This is a genomic window from Lentibacillus jeotgali (assembly GCF_000224785.1).
GTDB classification, from domain to species: domain Bacteria; phylum Bacillota; class Bacilli; order Bacillales; family Amphibacillaceae; genus Lentibacillus; species Lentibacillus jeotgali.
The window spans coordinates 229,860-246,232 of record NZ_AGAV01000014.1 but is presented as its reverse complement, the minus strand read 5'-3'; the positions used below and the strand labels follow the sequence as shown (position 1 = coordinate 246,232).

The window sequence follows — 16,373 nt, the reverse complement described above, 5'->3', positions numbered from 1 at the left end:
CCTGAAGTGAAAAAGCTGACGTTTTTCTTTACTTTTCAGCAAAAATTTTTAATACTATAGACAATAGAAAAAGGTTCTGAACAAATTCTGCTATACAGACAGGCCGGGGCCCGCGGAGAAGCCAGGGAAAATCCGGCGGTAGTAAAGTTTTTGTCAAACTGAATTCAGGTGATTTTATGGCTAAAGACGAACTGTTAACAAGTAAAGAAGTGATTGATAGAGCCCGGGGGTACCTTTTGGAAGAGGATGCTGTGTTTCTTCACCGTGCTTATGAATTTGCCGAAGATGCCCATAAGGATCAGTTCCGGAAATCAGGCGAACCCTACATCGTTCATCCAGTTCAGGTTGCCGGGATTCTGGTTGATCTTGAAATGGACCCTGTAACGATAGCGGGCGGCTTTTTACATGATGTTGTCGAGGATACGGAAGTGACACTTGAGCAGCTGGAGGATTCGTTCAACGAAGAAGTGGCAATGCTCGTGGATGGCGTTACAAAGCTGGGCAAGATTAAGTATAAATCGAAAGAAGCCCTGCAGGCGGAAAATCACCGGAAAATGTTTGTGGCGATGGCAAGGGATATCCGGGTCATTCTTATTAAACTTGCAGATCGTTTGCATAATATGCGTACGTTAAAACACCTACCCCCGAATAAACAGCGCAGGATTTCAAACGAAACGCTGGAAATATTTGCACCATTGGCCCACAGGCTCGGGATTTCGACGATTAAATGGGAACTTGAAGATACCGCATTACGTTATCTGAATCCACAGCAATACTACCGGATTGTCCAGCTGATGAAGCAAAAACGTGAAGAGCGCGAAACCTATATCGATGAGGTTATTGATGAGTTGGAAAAACAGCTGGACGATGTCAATATTGAAGCAGATATATCAGGCAGGCCAAAACATTTATACAGTATTTACCGGAAAATGGCCAAACAAAATAAACAATTTAATGAAATCTATGATCTGCTGGCAGTACGGATTCTTGTTCACAGCATTAAGGACTGTTATGCAGTGCTCGGCATCATTCATACCTGCTGGAAACCGATGCCGGGAAGGTTCAAGGATTATATAGCAATGCCCAAACCGAATCTTTACCAGTCGTTGCATACCACTGTCATCGGCCCGAAAGGCGATCCGCTTGAAGTGCAAATCCGCACTAAAGAGATGCATGAAATCGCCGAATATGGAATTGCAGCACATTGGGCTTATAAAGAAGGAAAGCAATTAGCCAAAGGCAGCAAATCGTTTGAGGATAGATTAACCTGGTTCCGGGAAATACTTGACTGGCAAAGCGAAACACATGACGCCGAAGAATTTATGGAAACATTAAAGGTTGATCTGTTTTCCGATATGGTATACGTATTTACACCAAAAGGTGATGTCATCGAATTGCCGTCCGGTTCGGTCCCGCTTGATTTTGCCTACAGGATTCACACAGAGGTTGGCAATAAGACAATTGGTGCAAAAGTGAATGGAAAAATGGAGCCGCTTGATTATCAATTAAAAAATGGTGACATTGTGGAAGTGATGACATCCAAACATTCATATGGGCCTTCCCAAGACTGGTTGTCGATTACCCAGACATCACAGGCCAAAAGCAAAATCAAGCAATTTTTTAAAAAGCAGCGGCGTGATGAAAATATCAGTAAGGGAAAGGAAGCTGTCGACAAAGAAATCAGGTCACTTGGATTTGAACCAAAAAACGTGCTCATACAGGATAATCTTAAACGTGTTTTCGAAAAGTTTAATTTTTCCAGCGAGGATGACATGTATGCTGCGGTAGGATACCAAGGTATTACTTCGGCATTAATTGCAACTCGTCTGACAGATAAATTGCGCCATGAAAAGGAAAAAGAACAAAACCTCGAAGAAACAATCGAGGAAGTGAAGACTGATAAGGTAACCAGAAAGGTCCAGAAACGGGATGCAGGTGTCAAAGTAGAGGGTGTTGATAATTTATTAGTTCGCCTTGCTAAATGTTGCAATCCGGTCCCTGGGGATGCTATTGAAGGCTATATTACTAAAGGCAGGGGTGTCTCCGTACATCGGGCGGACTGTCCCAATATCCAGACAGAAGAAGCCAGGCAGCGCCGTCTGCATGTTGAATGGGAAAACAATGATATCGAGAAGAAACAGTATCATGTTGACCTGGAGATCTCGGGATTTGACCGGCGGGGCTTAGTGAATGAGGTCCTGCAGGCTGTAAATGAAACAAAGACGAATATTACGTATGTTAACGGCCGCTCCGATCGAAACAGAATGGCTGTTATCAACATTACGATTCTTATTCATAATACCGGACATTTAAAACGGATTGTTGATCGGATTAAACAGATAAAAGATGTTTATACAGTAACACGGACCGTTCAATAAGTTAATAATCTGAAAAGGGGTCATAAGACAATGAAAGCAGTCATCCAGCGTGCGGCGGATGCAAGTGTGACAGTCGGGGGGACAGAAACAGGCGCGATAGATCATGGCCTTGTTGTTCTACTCGGTGTCACACACGATGATACAAAAGAAGATGCTGACTATCTGGTAAATAAACTGGTGCATTTGCGTATTTTTGATGATGAGAATGGTAAAATGAATCACTCGTTAAAAGATGTTGCCGGAGAAGTTCTGTCAATATCACAATTTACGTTATATGCTGATACAAAGAAAGGAAGGCGGCCGAACTACATGAATGCAGCCAAACCTGATCAGGCCAATGAGCTTTATCAGTATTTTAACCAACTAATTGCTCAGCATGATATTCATGTGAAAACAGGCGAATTTGGTGAAATGATGCAAGTCCGGCTGACAAATTCAGGACCGGTGACTATTATTTTGGATTCAGATGATAAATAACCGCGGAGGGGATAAAAGTTACAGTACAGGTGTATTCATCTAAACCAGCGAGGAAAAATGCGGAGACTCCTGGGGGAGCAAGGCATAGATGAGACCCCGCAGTGCTGAAGGCACGAGGAGGCTCATCAGCCACCCCCGGAAAGCGACGTATTTTTCCGCAGCGGTGGTAATACTCACTCCATTATTATACTGAAATTTTGTCCCAACCTCGTTATTTTACAGCCTATTTAAAATATTTGCTAAGACCTGCAACAATTCCTGAGACTAATTGTTTTTGGTAACTGTTAGTCTCAAGCAGCTGCTCTTTTTCAGGATTGGAAATGAAGCCAAGTTCAACGAGAATGGATGGGTTAAAACTTTGTCTGATAACATGATAGTCTTCGTTGAGCGCTTCACGATCATTTGCTCCGGTTTTGCTGATTAGACTTTCCTGCACAGACCGCGCAAGTTCTTCGCTATGTTTATGATAATAATACGTTCCGATTCCGGTTACCTCTGGTGTTTGTGGAAAGCTGTTATAGTGGATGCTGATAAAAGCATCCGTATCTGTTATATTGGCCAGACTCGTTCTGCTATCGAGCGAAACAAATCGATCCGTTCTTCTGGTCAAAACAACCTCAGCACCCAGAATGACCAATTCTTTTTTTAATTCCTTCATCGTCTGGAATGTAAAATCTTTTTCATATGTGCCACTCGCACCGATTGCTCCTACGTCACGTCCGCCGTGGCCGGCATCAATTACGATCGTTTTATCTTCAAGCCCCGTTGAAGATAATATACTATGACTAGCGGCAAATTCTTTCACTATAAAGCCGGAGATTTCATCGTTTGCAATTTCGTACCAATTCTCCTCTTCTGACAACACGTTAAATTCCTCGCCTTTATTTGCAAAACCGATGATGTCTGATGAAGTTGAAGGCCCTTTGCGCAAATGGGTATTATCGTGCTGAATAAATATGTTGCCGAGGCCATTACTTCCATCGTCAGAGTTGGTGTTGTCAGAACCATCGCTTGAATTTGAATGGATGTCAACATATTCACTTGTTACCCAGCCACTTCCATTATTGAATGCTATTTCCACCCAGCCATTCTCAACTCTGGTAATATACAGTTCTTTACCGGTGTTAACCTGTCCAATCCGGCTGTAATCCGTTCCCGGGCCGGAGCGAATGATTAGTCCGTCAGTGGTTACAACCGCTTTATCGGCTTGTACAACGGGGATAAAAACAAAGCAAAGAATCAACAACAATCCGGCTGATTTTTTAAAACGCACACGGTTTCCTCCCATTATATTCATTATCTCCTCTAATTGTAATAAAAAGTTGTAAAATAGACAAAACTAAAGTGAATGAGGGAGGTAAACCTGATGCGCGTAAATGATAAACAGTGGAGTACAAATGTAAATAAGGAAATCTTTGGTGCAGATTTTCATCGTTTTACGGAAATGGAAGACGAGTTTAATCATATGGAAATAGCAGAACAGCTGGGTATTTCCCTTGGTGAAGTTAAAAGACTTAAGAAAAAAATCATCCGTACTTGACAATATTATCATGAAACATTAATATAGTAGTCATTCAATATGAAAACGAAACTAACCAGCGAGGGAAAGAGTAATTAGGTCGCTAGTGCAAAGAGAGAAAATGTCATCGGCTGGAAGCATTTTCGCAATTAGTCCTGATGAACGACATTCCTTAGGTTCTGTATCGAATAAACGGTAGTAGATATAGACGTTTTGCAGGCGTTAACTGTGAAGAGCGGGTGCTCTAACAGCACCAACCAGGGTGGCAACGCGGGAACTAACTCCCGTCCCTTATAATAAGGGACGGGAGTTTTTATTATCTTTTTAGCTTTGTTAAACGATAATGATGTTTATGCTGCAAGCTGTAACCGACACTAAAGGCGCCATATTTTAAATGATTTAGGGGGTATTGATGATGAATATAAAGGCACCACGTGGTACGGCTGACATTTTGCCAGAGGAAGCGGCGAAATGGCAATTTATTGAAGAAACCATTAAAGATATTTGCAAAAGATTTCATTTTGAAGAAATCCGTACACCTTTATTTGAACACACCGAACTTTTTCAGCGTGGGGTCGGCGATTCGACCGATATTGTTCAAAAAGAGATGTACACGTTTGAGGATAAGGGCGGCAGGAGTCTAACATTACGGCCGGAAGGCACTGCATCGGTTGTTCGTCCGTTTGTTGAGCATAAAATGCATGGTAACCCCAGCCAGCCGGTCAAACTTTATTATTTTGCCCAAATGTTTCGTTATGAACGCCCGCAAAAGGGCAGAATGCGGCAGCTGAATCAATTCGGGGTTGAGGTAATGGGAAGTGCAGATCCGGCAGTGGATGCCGAGGTAATCGATCTAGCGATGACCTGTTACCGCGAACTTGGTTTAAAGTCGCTAAAACTTGTGATTAATTCGTTAGGGGACAAGGAGAGCAGCGAGCGCCACCGTCAGGCATTAGTTGATCATTTCACGCCACATAAAGATGAATTGTGCAGTGATTGCCAGACCCGGCTTGCTCAAAATCCAATGCGCATTTTGGATTGCAAAACGGATAAAGATCATCCCGCCATGAAAGCGGCGCCGTCAATTCTCGATTATTTGAATGAGGATTCTAAAGCTTATTTTGAAAAGGTCAAAGCCTATTTATCACTGATGAATATTGACTATGAGGTTGATCCAAATTTGGTGCGCGGTCTTGATTATTATAATCACACAGCGTTTGAAATCATGAGTGAAGCGGAAGGGTTCGGCGCTATCACCACGCTTGCCGGTGGGGGCAGATATAACGGGCTTGTTGAGGAACTTGGAGGGCCCGAAACTCCGGGAATCGGCTTTGGTATGGGGCTTGAACGTCTGTTGATGGCATTGGAAGCTGAGGATGTCGCTATTCCTTCAGGTGATGAATTGGATTGCTTTCTCGTGGCTGTTGGCGATGAAGCTGAACAGGCTTCCGTAAAGATTCTCCATAATCTGCGCAAAAAAGGTGTTCAGATCGACCGGGATTATCAGGGCAGAAAGATGAAGTCACAGTTTAAAGCTGCAGACCGTTATCATGCCAAATATGTCCTCGTTCTCGGTGAAAATGAACTAAAGCAGCAGATAATCAATGTCAAAGAAATGGCAACTGGTGATCAGGAAGAAGTATCACTGGCTGAATTGCCTGAATTTCTGTATGGAAAACTGTCAGGAGGAAATGTTAATGAGTGAACGTGTATTAGCCGGAACATTAAGTGAAAATGACGTTGATCAATCGGTATTGCTGAAAGGCTGGGTGCAAACGCGCCGGGACCTTGGCGGACTGATTTTTATCGATTTACGCGACAGATCCGGTCTTGTACAGGTTGTGTTCAATCCGGATCATTCAAAAGCTGCCCTTGAAGCAGCTGAAGCAGTCAGAACAGAGTATGTCCTGGAAATTACGGGCAGTGTGGTTAAGCGTGATGAAGGTACAGTTAACCCAGCGATGGGAACAGGCCGGATTGAAGTCATCGCTAAAGATTTGACCATTTTGAATAAAGCTAAAACACCGCCATTTTTGATCCAGGAAGAGACAGATGTTGCCGAGGACTTGCGCTTAAAGTATCGTTATATTGATTTGCGCAGAAATAAACTTCAGGAAACATTTAAAATGCGGCATCGGACGACGCAGGCAATCCGGAATTTTTTGAATGATGATGGATTTTTGGAAATGGAAACTCCCATTTTAACAAAAAGCACGCCTGAGGGCGCACGGGACTATCTTGTGCCAAGCCGGGTTCATCATGGCCAATTTTATGCACTCCCGCAGTCTCCCCAATTGTTTAAACAGCTGATCATGATGGGTGGCTTTGAAAAATATTATCAAATAGCCCGTTGTTTCAGGGATGAAGATTTGCGAGCGGATAGGCAGCCGGAATTCACTCAGGTCGATATCGAAACATCATTCCTGACCAGTGATGAGATTATGGACATGACTGAGCAAATGATGAGACATGTGTTAAAAGAAGTTAAAAATGTGGATATTTCCCTGCCGCTGCCGCGGATGCCTTATGACGAGGCAATGTCACGGTTTGGATCCGATAAACCCGATACACGATTTGGCATGGAATTAATTCATGTTTCCGATATCGTGAAAGATTCATCGTTTAAAGTCTTTAAGGGAGCCGTTGAATCAGGCGGTAAAGTCTGTCTGTTAAATGCTAAAGGACAAGCGGCCAATTATTCCCGAAAAGATATCGATCAACTGACGGACTTTGTGAAGATATATGACGCTAAAGGGATGGCGTGGCTAAAAGTTGATGGCGGTCAACTGACTGGTCCGATAGCTAAATTCCTTTCTGATGACGAGACAAACGGCCTGATTGAAAGGTCCGCAGCTGAAGATGGTGACCTGCTTTTATTTGGCAGTGATAAGTCATCTGTCGTTTATGACAGTTTAGGTGCTTTAAGACTTAAACTTGGAAGAGAATTGAATCTGATTGACGAAACCAAATTCAATTTTCTCTGGGTTACCGATTGGCCGTTGCTTGAGTATGATGAAGATCTTGAACGCTATTTTGCTGCTCATCATCCGTTTACGATGCCGGTTGAGGAAGACCTTGACAAGCTCGATATGGATCCGAGTGATGTAAGGGCCAACGCTTATGATCTTGTATTGAACGGTTATGAACTTGGCGGAGGGTCTTTGCGTATCCACAAGAAAGATCAGCAAATGAAGATGCTTGACGTATTAGGTTTTACACAAGAAGAGGCAGATGAACAGTTTGGCTTTTTGCTCGAAGCATTGGAATATGGTGCCCCGCCTCATGGCGGAATCGCCCTGGGTCTGGACAGAATTGTCATGCTGCTGGCAGGAAGTTCAAATCTAAGAGATACAATCCTATTTCCAAAAACAGCTTCGGCTTCAGATTTACTGACAGATGCTCCAAATGATGTGAGTAAGGGTCAGCTGGATGAACTGGCAATTCAAATTAATGATGAGAAATAAGGCTGATGTTAAAAAAGTTGGTTAATTGTAACGTTTGTTACGAATACTTTGTTAAAGTGAATATTGATAATGTGTTATGTGTATGTTAATATGTATTTAAAGGCAATGAGCCGGAAAAGGCTGTCAATCCTGATGTGTACGTCTGGTACATTCGTTTTGACCGAACACTTATATTAACGGGAGCCCGAATAGGTTTTCATATTGCGTGCATGCCCCGATAGGGGAAGCACAACAAGTATGGAACAGGGCACCCACCTGCCTGGAGCGGGATCAAAACTTCTCAACAGACGGCACAATTGGGATTGATAGATACATAATTCTATGCAGCCAAATTAAAAGGAATCGGTTAAACTGCCGATTCCTTGTTTATTTACTGCATCATTTTGCCCTTATTGGTTTGGACCATCGGCGACCTGCTGCAGATTGCCGTTTTTATCCATCCTGAAAGATGGGGATTTTAATGAATCCTGGTCTTCAAAAACAGTCATTTTCCGTGCTCTGTCCATAATCTGCATGAATACCTGGTAATCTTCTTGTACGGTTTCGAGCTGTTTTGCCGTCCGTGTCAATTTTGTTTCCAATTCATTTACGTGGTTCTTCAGTGTTTCATTTTCCTGCTGTACTTGTTCCAATGACTGTTTTGATTGATTGGAAGCCTGATAGTCTCTATTTAATTGCTTCAAAAATTGAATAACAGAATCCATTGTTATGGACTGCTGCTCAGATGCTTCCGTTGTTTCTACAGTTTCTTTCTGCTCGTTTGGGGGAACCGTGATGACGGGTTGTTTTACTTTTTTGGCATTCGCGCGTTTCTTCTCTTTCCGCTGCCGTTTTGCAAGTTCAACTGCATCATTATATTTATTTCTTACTTCGGCATTCCAGCGAAATCCGCAGGCAGCTGAGGTGCGATTCAATTTATCGCCTACTTCCTCAAACGCATGTAATTGTGTGCTTCCTTCTCTTATATGTCGTAATACCGTTTCCGCCAGAAGCAGATCATCTTCGTGTGACCACGCATCCTGTCTTACTTTAGCCATTACTTTCCACTCCTTTTTCAATACCAGTCAAACGATAGGTTTACCTTTATTGTCTAGTTTGACCGTCTGAAAAAAGAATTATACTCCTAAAATCTAGTATTATTTTTTTTAGACTGAATTTTTTCATGAACCTGTTTGAGCTGTTTTTCTAACTTACCGCTGTCTTTCGGTTTGTAATAATCTTTATTTTTTATGGCATCTGGCAAATATTGTTGATTGACCCAGGTGTTTTCATAATTATGCGGGTACTTATAATCAATCCCCCGGCCCATCTTTTGTGCACCCTGATAATGGGAATCTTTCAAATGTGCAGGTACGTCTCCGCTTTTTCCGTTGCGTATATCGGAGAGGGCTGCATCCAGCGCTTTATAAGCTGTATTTGATTTAGGTGACAAGGCGAGTTCTACGATTGCTGTTGCCAATGGTATACGCGCCTCTGGGAAACCGAGGCGTTCGGCTGCCTGCACTGCTGACACGGCACGCGGTCCCGCTTGCGGGTTGGCAAGACCAATATCTTCATAGGCGCATACGATCATGCGGCGGGCAATGCTGTCAAGGTCGCCTGCTTCAATCAGCCGGCCGAGATAATGAAGTGCAGCGTTGGCGTCACTGCCGCGGATCGACTTTTGAAACGCTGATAAGACGTCATAATGTGCATCCCCATCTTTATCATGGGAAAAGCTTTTCTTTTGCATGCATTCTTCGGCAATATCGAGTGTGATAACAATGTTGCCCGTCGCATCTTTCGGTGTGGAAGATACAGCAAGTTCAAGGCCATTCAACGCTGTACGCATGTCGCCATTGGCTGCCAATCCAAAATGCCCCAATGCATCTTCTGTCAGCTCGACAGGTTGAGAGCCCAATCCGTTTTGTTCATCTTCTGAAGCCCGATTAACCGCTGTTTTAATATTATCTAATGTTAATGGATGCAGCTCAAATAAATGACATCTGCTGCGGATTGCAGGATTAATAGAATGATAAGGGTTGCTGGTTGTACAGCCAATTAGTGTGACCAAGTTACTTTCAATATGAGGCAGTAAAAAGTCCTGTTTTGCCTTATCAAGCCTGTGAACCTCGTCAAGCACTAATACGACCTGCCCGCTCATCTTTGCTTCTTCGACAACAATTTCCATATCTCTTTTCTTGTCAACGACCGCATTAAGCATTCTGACCGGCAACTCAAGGCTCTTGGCGAGTGCAAATGCCATGGAGGTTTTTCCTGTCCCGGGGGGGCCGAACAAAATCATCGATGCCAATCGCTCAGCTTCAATCATACGTGAGAGTATCTTCCCATCGCCAACCAGGTGTTCCTGTCCGATAATGTCATCTATGTGTTCAGGGCGCATACGAAATGCAAGTGGTTTTTGTTTCAATTTGATCGTCCTTTTTATAAAATAATAAGATGTATATTTAAAAGCGTAATTCTGATTGTGTTAAAATGCAAGAAACAGGTTATTCATGCTATAATGTTTTGTATTGTGACTAATGAACGTTGTAGCTAACGCGAGGTGTAATCAATGAAAATTTCAACAAAAGGCCGTTACGGTTTAACCATTATGCTGGAACTCGCCAGAAAATATGGCAAGGGACCAATATCCCTGAAGGCAATCGCGCGGGAGAAAGGGTTATCCGAGCATTATCTGGAACAATTGGCATCACCGCTGAGGAATGCAGGGCTGATTAAAAGTGTCCGCGGCGCGTATGGCGGTTATGAATTGACAAAAGATCCGCGTGACATAAAAACAGGCGATATTATCCGCGTGCTTGAAGGCCCAATTTCTCCTGTCGAAGGGATAGAGGAAGAGGAACCGGCAAAACAGGCCCTATGGATACGAATCAGGGATGCGGTTAAAGAAGTGTTGGATACAACAACACTGGAAGATCTGAAACAGCATGAAAATGATCAAGTGCAGGATGCATATATGTTTTATATTTAAGATTTAATGAACGCTATTGTATGTTTGCATGAAGAGGCTGGAGCATAACAAAAAACAACTTTAAAGACGAATAGTTCGGAATTTATAAAAACGCTTTTGTACCACCCTCTACTGCATAAGTACAACTTAGGCACCATTAAAGATTGGCGGTAAGCCAAGCTTTTTAACTGTATCTCAATTAGTAAACATCTTGAAAGGGTAATAAAAATGGAATATATCTATTTGGATCATGCAGCAACTGCCCCGATGGATCAGCGGGTGATTGAAGCCATGACGCCTGTAATGACGGAAGTTTTCGGTAATCCGTCAAGTGTTCATTCATTTGGACGCAAAGCAAGGCTTTATCTTGATGAAGCAAGACGAACAATGGCCGGAAGCATTCAGGCAAACGAAAAAGAGATTGTGTTTACAAGCGGCGGGACTGAGGCAGACAATCTGGCAATGATAGGTACCGCTATGGCTAATAAAGAAAAAGGGAACCATATCATTACCACTGTCCAGGAACACCATGCTGCGCTCCATACAGCTGAATTTCTGGAGGAGCAGGGGTTTGATGTGACCTATCTTCCCGTTGATGAAACGGGAAGGGTTAGTGTTGATGAACTGAATGATGCTTTGACGGACGAGACCATTTTAGTATCGGTCATGTATGTTAATAACGAAACGGGCATGATTCAGCCAATCGAGACAATTGGAAATCTGCTAAAAAATCATCAGGCGTATTTTCATACCGATGCTGTACAGGCTTTTGGATTATTGGATATTGACGTTAAGGAATCCGGGATTGATCTTCTGACGGTTTCATCCCACAAAATAAACGGTCCCAAAGGTATCGGGTTTTTATATGTTTCAAAAGATGTAAAGATTGAAGCACTTCAGTTTGGCGGAGAACAGGAACGGAAACGCCGTCCGGGTACAGAAAACGTTGCAGCCATTGCTGGTTTTCAAAAGGCTGTTGAACTGGTGATGGCAGAAAAGGAAGAAAGAAAACAAACGTACATGAATTACAAGGAACAATTTATGGAAAAGCTCTCTGAAAACGGGATAGAATATTACGTGAATGGTAACCTGGAACAAGCGGTTGCAGCGATTCTCAATCTCAGTTTTCCGGGTACCAACGTGGAGTCGCTCTTGACCAATTTTGATCTGGACAGGATGGCAGCATCGAGCGGAAGCGCATGTACTGCAGGGTCAGTCGAGCCTTCTCATGTACTTTCAGCCATGTATGACGATAATAATGAACGGACCACGAATTCAATCCGGTTCAGTTTCGGATCCTCTAATACACCGGAGAATGTAAGCGAGGCAGCTGAGCGTGTTGCAAAGATCGTCAAAAGGGCAGCAAATTAAAAGGTGGTGAAAACGATGAAAGACAAACAAAATACACGTGTCGTTGTTGGTATGAGCGGCGGTGTCGATTCTTCTGTAGCAGCTTTACTACTGAAAGAAGAAGGCTATGACGTTGTCGGTATTTTTATGAAAAATTGGGATGACACAGATGAAAACGGCGTATGTACTGCGACCGAAGATTATGATGATGTTGTCAGGGTCTGCAATCAGTTGGATATCCCGTACTTTGCAGTTAACTTTGAAAAACAATACTGGGATAAAGTGTTCACCTACTTCCTTGATGAATATAAAGCAGGGCGCACCCCTAATCCCGATGTGATGTGCAATAAAGAAATCAAGTTTAAAGCATTTCTCGAACATGCCATGTCACTCGGAGCGGATTATCTGGCGACGGGTCATTATGCACAAGTGAGAGAAAATGACGGTAAGTACGAAATGCTGCGCGGTATTGATGACAACAAGGACCAAACATACTTTTTGAACCAGTTGTCTCACGATGTGCTCGAGAAAGTTATGTTTCCGCTGGGACATCTTGACAAGCGTGAAGTGAGGGAGATCGCCAAAGAACATGATCTGGTGACCGCTTCGAAAAAAGATAGCACCGGTATTTGTTTTATCGGCGAACGAAATTTCAAGGAATTCTTGAGTGAATATCTCCCGGCGCAACCCGGTCAGATGAAAACGCTGGACGGTAAGGAAAAAGGACGCCATGACGGACTTATGTATTACACCATTGGCCAGCGCCAGGGGTTAGGCATCGGCGGATCAGGTGAGCCATGGTTTGTTGTCGGTAAGAACCTGGATGAAAATATATTATATGTTGATCAGGGTTTTGATAATGATAAACTTTATTCAGATGGTCTGATTGCATCAGATGTCAACTGGATCAATAATATACCTGACGAATCATTTTCATGTACAGCAAAATTCCGCTACCGTCAGAAGGATAGTGCTGTCACTGTTACCAAAATGGAAAACGGCAAGGTGCATGTTGAATTTGCCGAAAAACAACGGGCAATAACACCCGGACAGGCAGTAGTATTTTATAATAGCGAGGTTTGTTTAGGCGGCGGAACAATCGATGACATCATCAAAGATGACTATTACCTCGACTATGTCGGGTAGACGGATTACGGCTCGTTATATGTATGATAAATGAAATGGACGTTTATCCAGGATGAGGTGAGATGATGGATAAAAATGAACGGGCGATTAAGCTCATGAAAGAACAGAAATATGAAGAAGCAGCAGGACTGTTTAATGATATTATTGAAGAAAATCCAAAAGACCCGGTCGGCTATATAAATTTTGGTAATTTATTGCAGCATATAAATGACGCAGAACGTGCATGGCGCTTTTATGAACGGGCAATCGAACTGGACGGAAATGCAGCCACCGCCTATTATGGTCTGGGAAACCTCTGCTATGAAGAATCCGATTATCCACGAGCGCAAAAATATTTGTTGAAGACCATTGAAATCGGTTTGGAAGAAGCCGATGCCTATTATCTGCTTGGCATGACGTTCTTTCATCAGGAGCAGTATAAACTGTCGCTCCCGTACTTAATGCGTGCTGCGGAATTAAGCCCTGAGGATACAGAGTACTTGTTTCAATACGGGCTGTCACTGGCGCAAAGCGAGCATGTTGATGAAGCCAAGCCAGTCTTTCAAGAAGTGCTGAAGCTCGATGATGATCACAGCGATGCACACTATAACCTGGGAGTGGTTGCCCTATATGAGGAGAGTCTGTCCGCGGCACTGGATCATTTCAATCAGGCGCTGGCGATTCAGCCTGAGCATGTCCTGGCAGCAAATGCTAAAAAACAGATCATGGAGGTATGGGATAATACCGAAATGTAAGTTAGCGAGGTTATTCGTATGACAACGGATAGACAGTCTCAGCAGGAGCAAGGGTTTATAAAAGGAGAATTGCTGTATACGATATTTCATAGTGATCAGGAAGACTTCTCCATCGCCAAAATAAAAATTCTTGATACAAATGAGGATTTCCCGGAAAAAGATATTGTTATAAAAGGTTATTTTTCAGGTCTGGAGGAAACAGCTGCCTATTATTTTTATGGAGACTTTGAACGGCATGCTAAGTTTGGCCTGCAATACAAAGTGTCCGCGTACCAGACATTTATTCCGGATACAAAAGACGGACTCATTGCATATCTTTCCAGTGATATGTTTCATGGAATCGGCAAAAAAACGGCCGAAAAAATTGTCACAGCACTGGGAGACAACGCGATTTCCAAGATTTTAAATGATAAAAATATCCTGGCTGATGTTCCAGGCTTAAAAAAAGATAAAGCAGACAAGCTTGCTGAGAAGCTGGCGGAAAATCAGGGTTTTGAGCATATCGCGGTTTATTTATCCAAATACGGAATAGGCCTTAAGATGGCTCAAAAAATTTATAAGGAATATAAGGACGAAGCCATTAACGTATTGCAGGAAGACCCCTATCAGTATGTGTTTGATATTGAAGGGTTTGGCTTTCAGACAGCTGATCAGATAGCCCGCGGGAATGGTTTGTCATTAACACACCCCAGCCGTATCGGTGCCGGGTGTATTTATATTCTGCAAAAAAACGTCCAGGCTGGTCATGTATTTTTGCCGGTGGAAACGTGTGTGCGCCAGGTTATTGATTTACTGGTGAATCCTGATGCCTCCCTCACAGATAAAATGGTGACAGATCGTCTGGAAGAATTAAATCAAGAAAAGACAGTAATCATGAGCGGCGGAAATGTGTATTTGCCGTCACTTTATTATGCTGAAGACGGATTTGCCGCTAATGTTAAACGACTGATCACCAAGCCTGTTGAACATGATACCCCTTTAGCAGAACTAATGAAGATTATCGGCGATATTGAGGAACAGGAAGTGCTCAGTTATGGCAAAGAACAATTCGAGGCAATCCAGCAGGCACTCAGGTCCAAAATAATGATTGTCACCGGAGGGCCGGGAACTGGTAAAACAACCGTTGTCAAAGGGATACTCAACGCCTATGCAGACATTCACGGAATGTCCTCCGATCCGGATGCCTATGATTCTGAAACAGATTATCCGTTTGTTTTAACAGCGCCAACTGGCAGGGCTGCCAAACGGCTGAGCGAATCAACCGGTCTTCCAGCAGTAACGATCCACCGGTTATTGGGCTGGGACGGACAAAATGGTTTTGAGAAAAATGAATACGAGCAGCTAGCGGGCAAATATATAATTGTTGATGAGTTTTCTATGGTTGACATTTGGCTTGCCAATAGTCTGTTCAAGGCAATTCCGGATGATATGCAAGTATTGCTTGTAGGAGATGAGGATCAGCTGCCATCAGTTGGCCCTGGGCAAGTTTTGGCTGATTTGCTCTGGAGTGAATTGATTCCGTATGTCAGCCTCCAAGATGTCTACCGGCAAAAAGAAGGATCGAAAATAATTGAGCTGGCACACTTAATTAAACAAGGTATGTGTGACGAAAGTGTCTTACATAAAGCCGGCGACTTCAGCTTTATATCCTGCAGCGAACATCAGCTGATTGATGTCGTGACTGCTGTATTTAAGCGGGCGCAAGCAAAAGGCATCGACCTGAAAAACATTCAAGTTCTGGCACCAATGTATCGTTCGCAGGCAGGCATAACAGAAATCAATCGACATTTGCAGTCACTTATAAATCCTGCGTCAGACGGGAAACGGGAAATAAAAGCAAAAGAAATTATTTTCCGCGTGGGCGATAAAGTGTTGCAGCTTGTCAATCAGCCGGAAGATGCTATTTATAACGGCGATATCGGTGAAGTGGTTGCTATATTTGAAGAAGATGAAAATGTTGATCATGCTGAACAGCTTGTTGTTGACTTTGACGGTAAAGAAGTCGTATACGAACGGAAAGATTATGTGAATGTTATGCATGCTTACTGTATTTCCATCCATAAATCACAGGGCAGTGAATTTCCAATAGTTATCATGCCAGTAGTTTCCGCCTATAATCGAATGCTTAAGAAGAATTTGCTTTACACGGCGATCACCAGAAGCAAGAAGTCACTGATTATCTGCGGTGATAAACGTGCGTTTTTACGAGGCGTCAGAACCCTTGATTCCAATAAGCGTTTCACATCGCTTAAAGAGCAGCTTCGTGAACGCCTGCATGATTTTGATACGAGTCAGGATCAGGAGACGGAGGATAAAGAAATCACACCCTACGATTTTATGTGAAAAACATGT

Annotated in this window: 13 protein-coding genes, 1 other RNA gene and 1 other annotated feature; of the genes, 11 read left to right on the top strand and 3 right to left on the bottom strand. The window is 43.1% G+C overall.

What is annotated here, in order from left to right:
- Nucleotides 1-176: 176 nt before the first annotated feature.
- Nucleotides 177-2,378: a RelA/SpoT family protein gene (locus tag ON01_RS10990; RefSeq protein ID WP_010531095.1), complete on the top strand. Its 2,202-nt coding sequence runs from the start codon at nucleotides 177-179 to the stop codon at nucleotides 2,376-2,378.
- Nucleotides 2,379-2,408: 30 nt separating this feature from the next.
- Entirely contained in the window at nucleotides 2,409-2,855 is a 447-nt protein-coding gene (gene dtd, locus ON01_RS10985) for a D-aminoacyl-tRNA deacylase (protein WP_010531094.1), read from the top strand.
- Between the two features lie 223 nt (nucleotides 2,856-3,078).
- On the opposite strand, the gene ON01_RS10980 is transcribed toward dtd, so the two are convergent.
- Nucleotides 3,079-4,128 carry an N-acetylmuramoyl-L-alanine amidase family protein gene (locus ON01_RS10980; RefSeq protein ID WP_029329098.1) on the bottom strand — a complete coding sequence of 350 codons (1,050 nt, stop codon included), beginning with the start codon at nucleotides 4,126-4,128 and terminating at the stop codon, nucleotides 3,079-3,081.
- A 93-nt stretch (nucleotides 4,129-4,221) separates the two neighbouring features.
- Here ON01_RS10980 and ON01_RS19235 point away from each other — a divergent pair, with 93 nt between their 5' ends.
- The 4 genes from ON01_RS19235 to ssrS all read left to right on the top strand — a co-directional run bounded on the left by ON01_RS19235 (nucleotide 4,222) and on the right by ssrS (nucleotide 8,145).
- Nucleotides 4,222-4,395: a sigma factor-like helix-turn-helix DNA-binding protein gene (locus ON01_RS19235; RefSeq protein WP_010531092.1), complete on the top strand. Its 174-nt coding sequence runs from the start codon at nucleotides 4,222-4,224 to the stop codon at nucleotides 4,393-4,395.
- Between the two features lie 49 nt (nucleotides 4,396-4,444).
- Nucleotides 4,445-4,669 (top strand) — a binding site (T-box leader).
- Between the two features lie 120 nt (nucleotides 4,670-4,789).
- Nucleotides 4,790-6,079 carry a histidine--tRNA ligase gene (hisS, locus tag ON01_RS10975; protein WP_010531091.1) on the top strand — a complete coding sequence of 430 codons (1,290 nt, stop codon included), beginning with the start codon at nucleotides 4,790-4,792 and terminating at the stop codon, nucleotides 6,077-6,079.
- Nucleotides 6,072-7,838 carry an aspartate--tRNA ligase gene (gene aspS / locus ON01_RS10970; protein ID WP_010531090.1) on the top strand — a complete coding sequence of 589 codons (1,767 nt, stop codon included), beginning with the start codon at nucleotides 6,072-6,074 and terminating at the stop codon, nucleotides 7,836-7,838. Before hisS ends, aspS begins: the two co-directional genes overlap by 8 nt.
- Nucleotides 7,839-7,961: 123 nt before the next feature.
- Nucleotides 7,962-8,145, top strand: a non-coding RNA gene (gene ssrS / locus ON01_RS18960) — 6S RNA.
- Nucleotides 8,146-8,227: 82 nt separating this feature from the next.
- Here the strand turns inward: ssrS and ON01_RS10965 are convergent.
- Together ON01_RS10965 and ON01_RS10960 are read right to left on the bottom strand one after the other, a co-directional pair.
- Entirely contained in the window at nucleotides 8,228-8,875 is a 648-nt protein-coding gene (locus ON01_RS10965) for an RsfA family transcriptional regulator (protein ID WP_010531089.1), read from the bottom strand.
- Between the two features lie 86 nt (nucleotides 8,876-8,961).
- Complete coding sequence (locus ON01_RS10960) at nucleotides 8,962-10,248, bottom strand: replication-associated recombination protein A (protein WP_010531088.1); 1,287 nt, start codon at nucleotides 10,246-10,248, stop codon at nucleotides 8,962-8,964.
- 144 nt (nucleotides 10,249-10,392) lie between these two features.
- Here ON01_RS10960 and cymR point away from each other — a divergent pair, with 144 nt between their 5' ends.
- The 5 genes from cymR to recD2 all read left to right on the top strand — a co-directional run bounded on the left by cymR (nucleotide 10,393) and on the right by recD2 (nucleotide 16,364).
- Nucleotides 10,393-10,812 carry a cysteine metabolism transcriptional regulator CymR gene (cymR, locus tag ON01_RS10955; RefSeq protein ID WP_010531087.1) on the top strand — a complete coding sequence of 140 codons (420 nt, stop codon included), beginning with the start codon at nucleotides 10,393-10,395 and terminating at the stop codon, nucleotides 10,810-10,812.
- Nucleotides 10,813-11,019: 207 nt separating this feature from the next.
- Entirely contained in the window at nucleotides 11,020-12,162 is a 1,143-nt protein-coding gene (locus ON01_RS10950; protein WP_010531086.1) for a cysteine desulfurase family protein, read from the top strand.
- Between the two features lie 15 nt (nucleotides 12,163-12,177).
- Nucleotides 12,178-13,287, top strand: a complete 1,110-nt coding sequence (gene mnmA, locus ON01_RS10945) for a tRNA 2-thiouridine(34) synthase MnmA (protein WP_010531085.1) — start codon at nucleotides 12,178-12,180, stop codon at nucleotides 13,285-13,287.
- 65 nt (nucleotides 13,288-13,352) lie between these two features.
- Nucleotides 13,353-14,021 (top strand): tetratricopeptide repeat protein, encoded by a 669-nt coding sequence (locus ON01_RS10940; protein ID WP_040912462.1) that lies wholly within the window; start codon nucleotides 13,353-13,355, stop codon nucleotides 14,019-14,021.
- 18 nt (nucleotides 14,022-14,039) lie between these two features.
- Complete coding sequence (gene recD2, locus ON01_RS10935; RefSeq protein WP_010531083.1) at nucleotides 14,040-16,364, top strand: SF1B family DNA helicase RecD2; 2,325 nt, start codon at nucleotides 14,040-14,042, stop codon at nucleotides 16,362-16,364.
- Nucleotides 16,365-16,373: the final 9 nt, after the last annotated feature.

Bases quoted from the DNA above. Each gene is read 5' to 3' on its own strand.
- ON01_RS10990 (WP_010531095.1), top strand. From the start codon at position 177: ATGGCTAAAGACGAACTGTTAACAAGTAAAGAAGTGATTGATAGAGCC.
- dtd (WP_010531094.1), top strand. From the start codon at position 2,409: ATGAAAGCAGTCATCCAGCGTGCGGCGGATGCAAGTGTGACAGTCGGG.
- ON01_RS19235 (WP_010531092.1), top strand. From the start codon at position 4,222: ATGCGCGTAAATGATAAACAGTGGAGTACAAATGTAAATAAGGAAATC.
- hisS (WP_010531091.1), top strand. From the start codon at position 4,790: ATGAATATAAAGGCACCACGTGGTACGGCTGACATTTTGCCAGAGGAA.
- aspS (WP_010531090.1), top strand. From the start codon at position 6,072: ATGAGTGAACGTGTATTAGCCGGAACATTAAGTGAAAATGACGTTGAT.
- ON01_RS10965 (WP_010531089.1), bottom strand. From the start codon at position 8,875: ATGGCTAAAGTAAGACAGGATGCGTGGTCACACGAAGATGATCTGCTT.
- cymR (WP_010531087.1), top strand. From the start codon at position 10,393: ATGAAAATTTCAACAAAAGGCCGTTACGGTTTAACCATTATGCTGGAA.
- ON01_RS10950 (WP_010531086.1), top strand. From the start codon at position 11,020: ATGGAATATATCTATTTGGATCATGCAGCAACTGCCCCGATGGATCAG.
- mnmA (WP_010531085.1), top strand. From the start codon at position 12,178: ATGAAAGACAAACAAAATACACGTGTCGTTGTTGGTATGAGCGGCGGT.
- ON01_RS10940 (WP_040912462.1), top strand. From the start codon at position 13,353: ATGGATAAAAATGAACGGGCGATTAAGCTCATGAAAGAACAGAAATAT.
- recD2 (WP_010531083.1), top strand. From the start codon at position 14,040: ATGACAACGGATAGACAGTCTCAGCAGGAGCAAGGGTTTATAAAAGGA.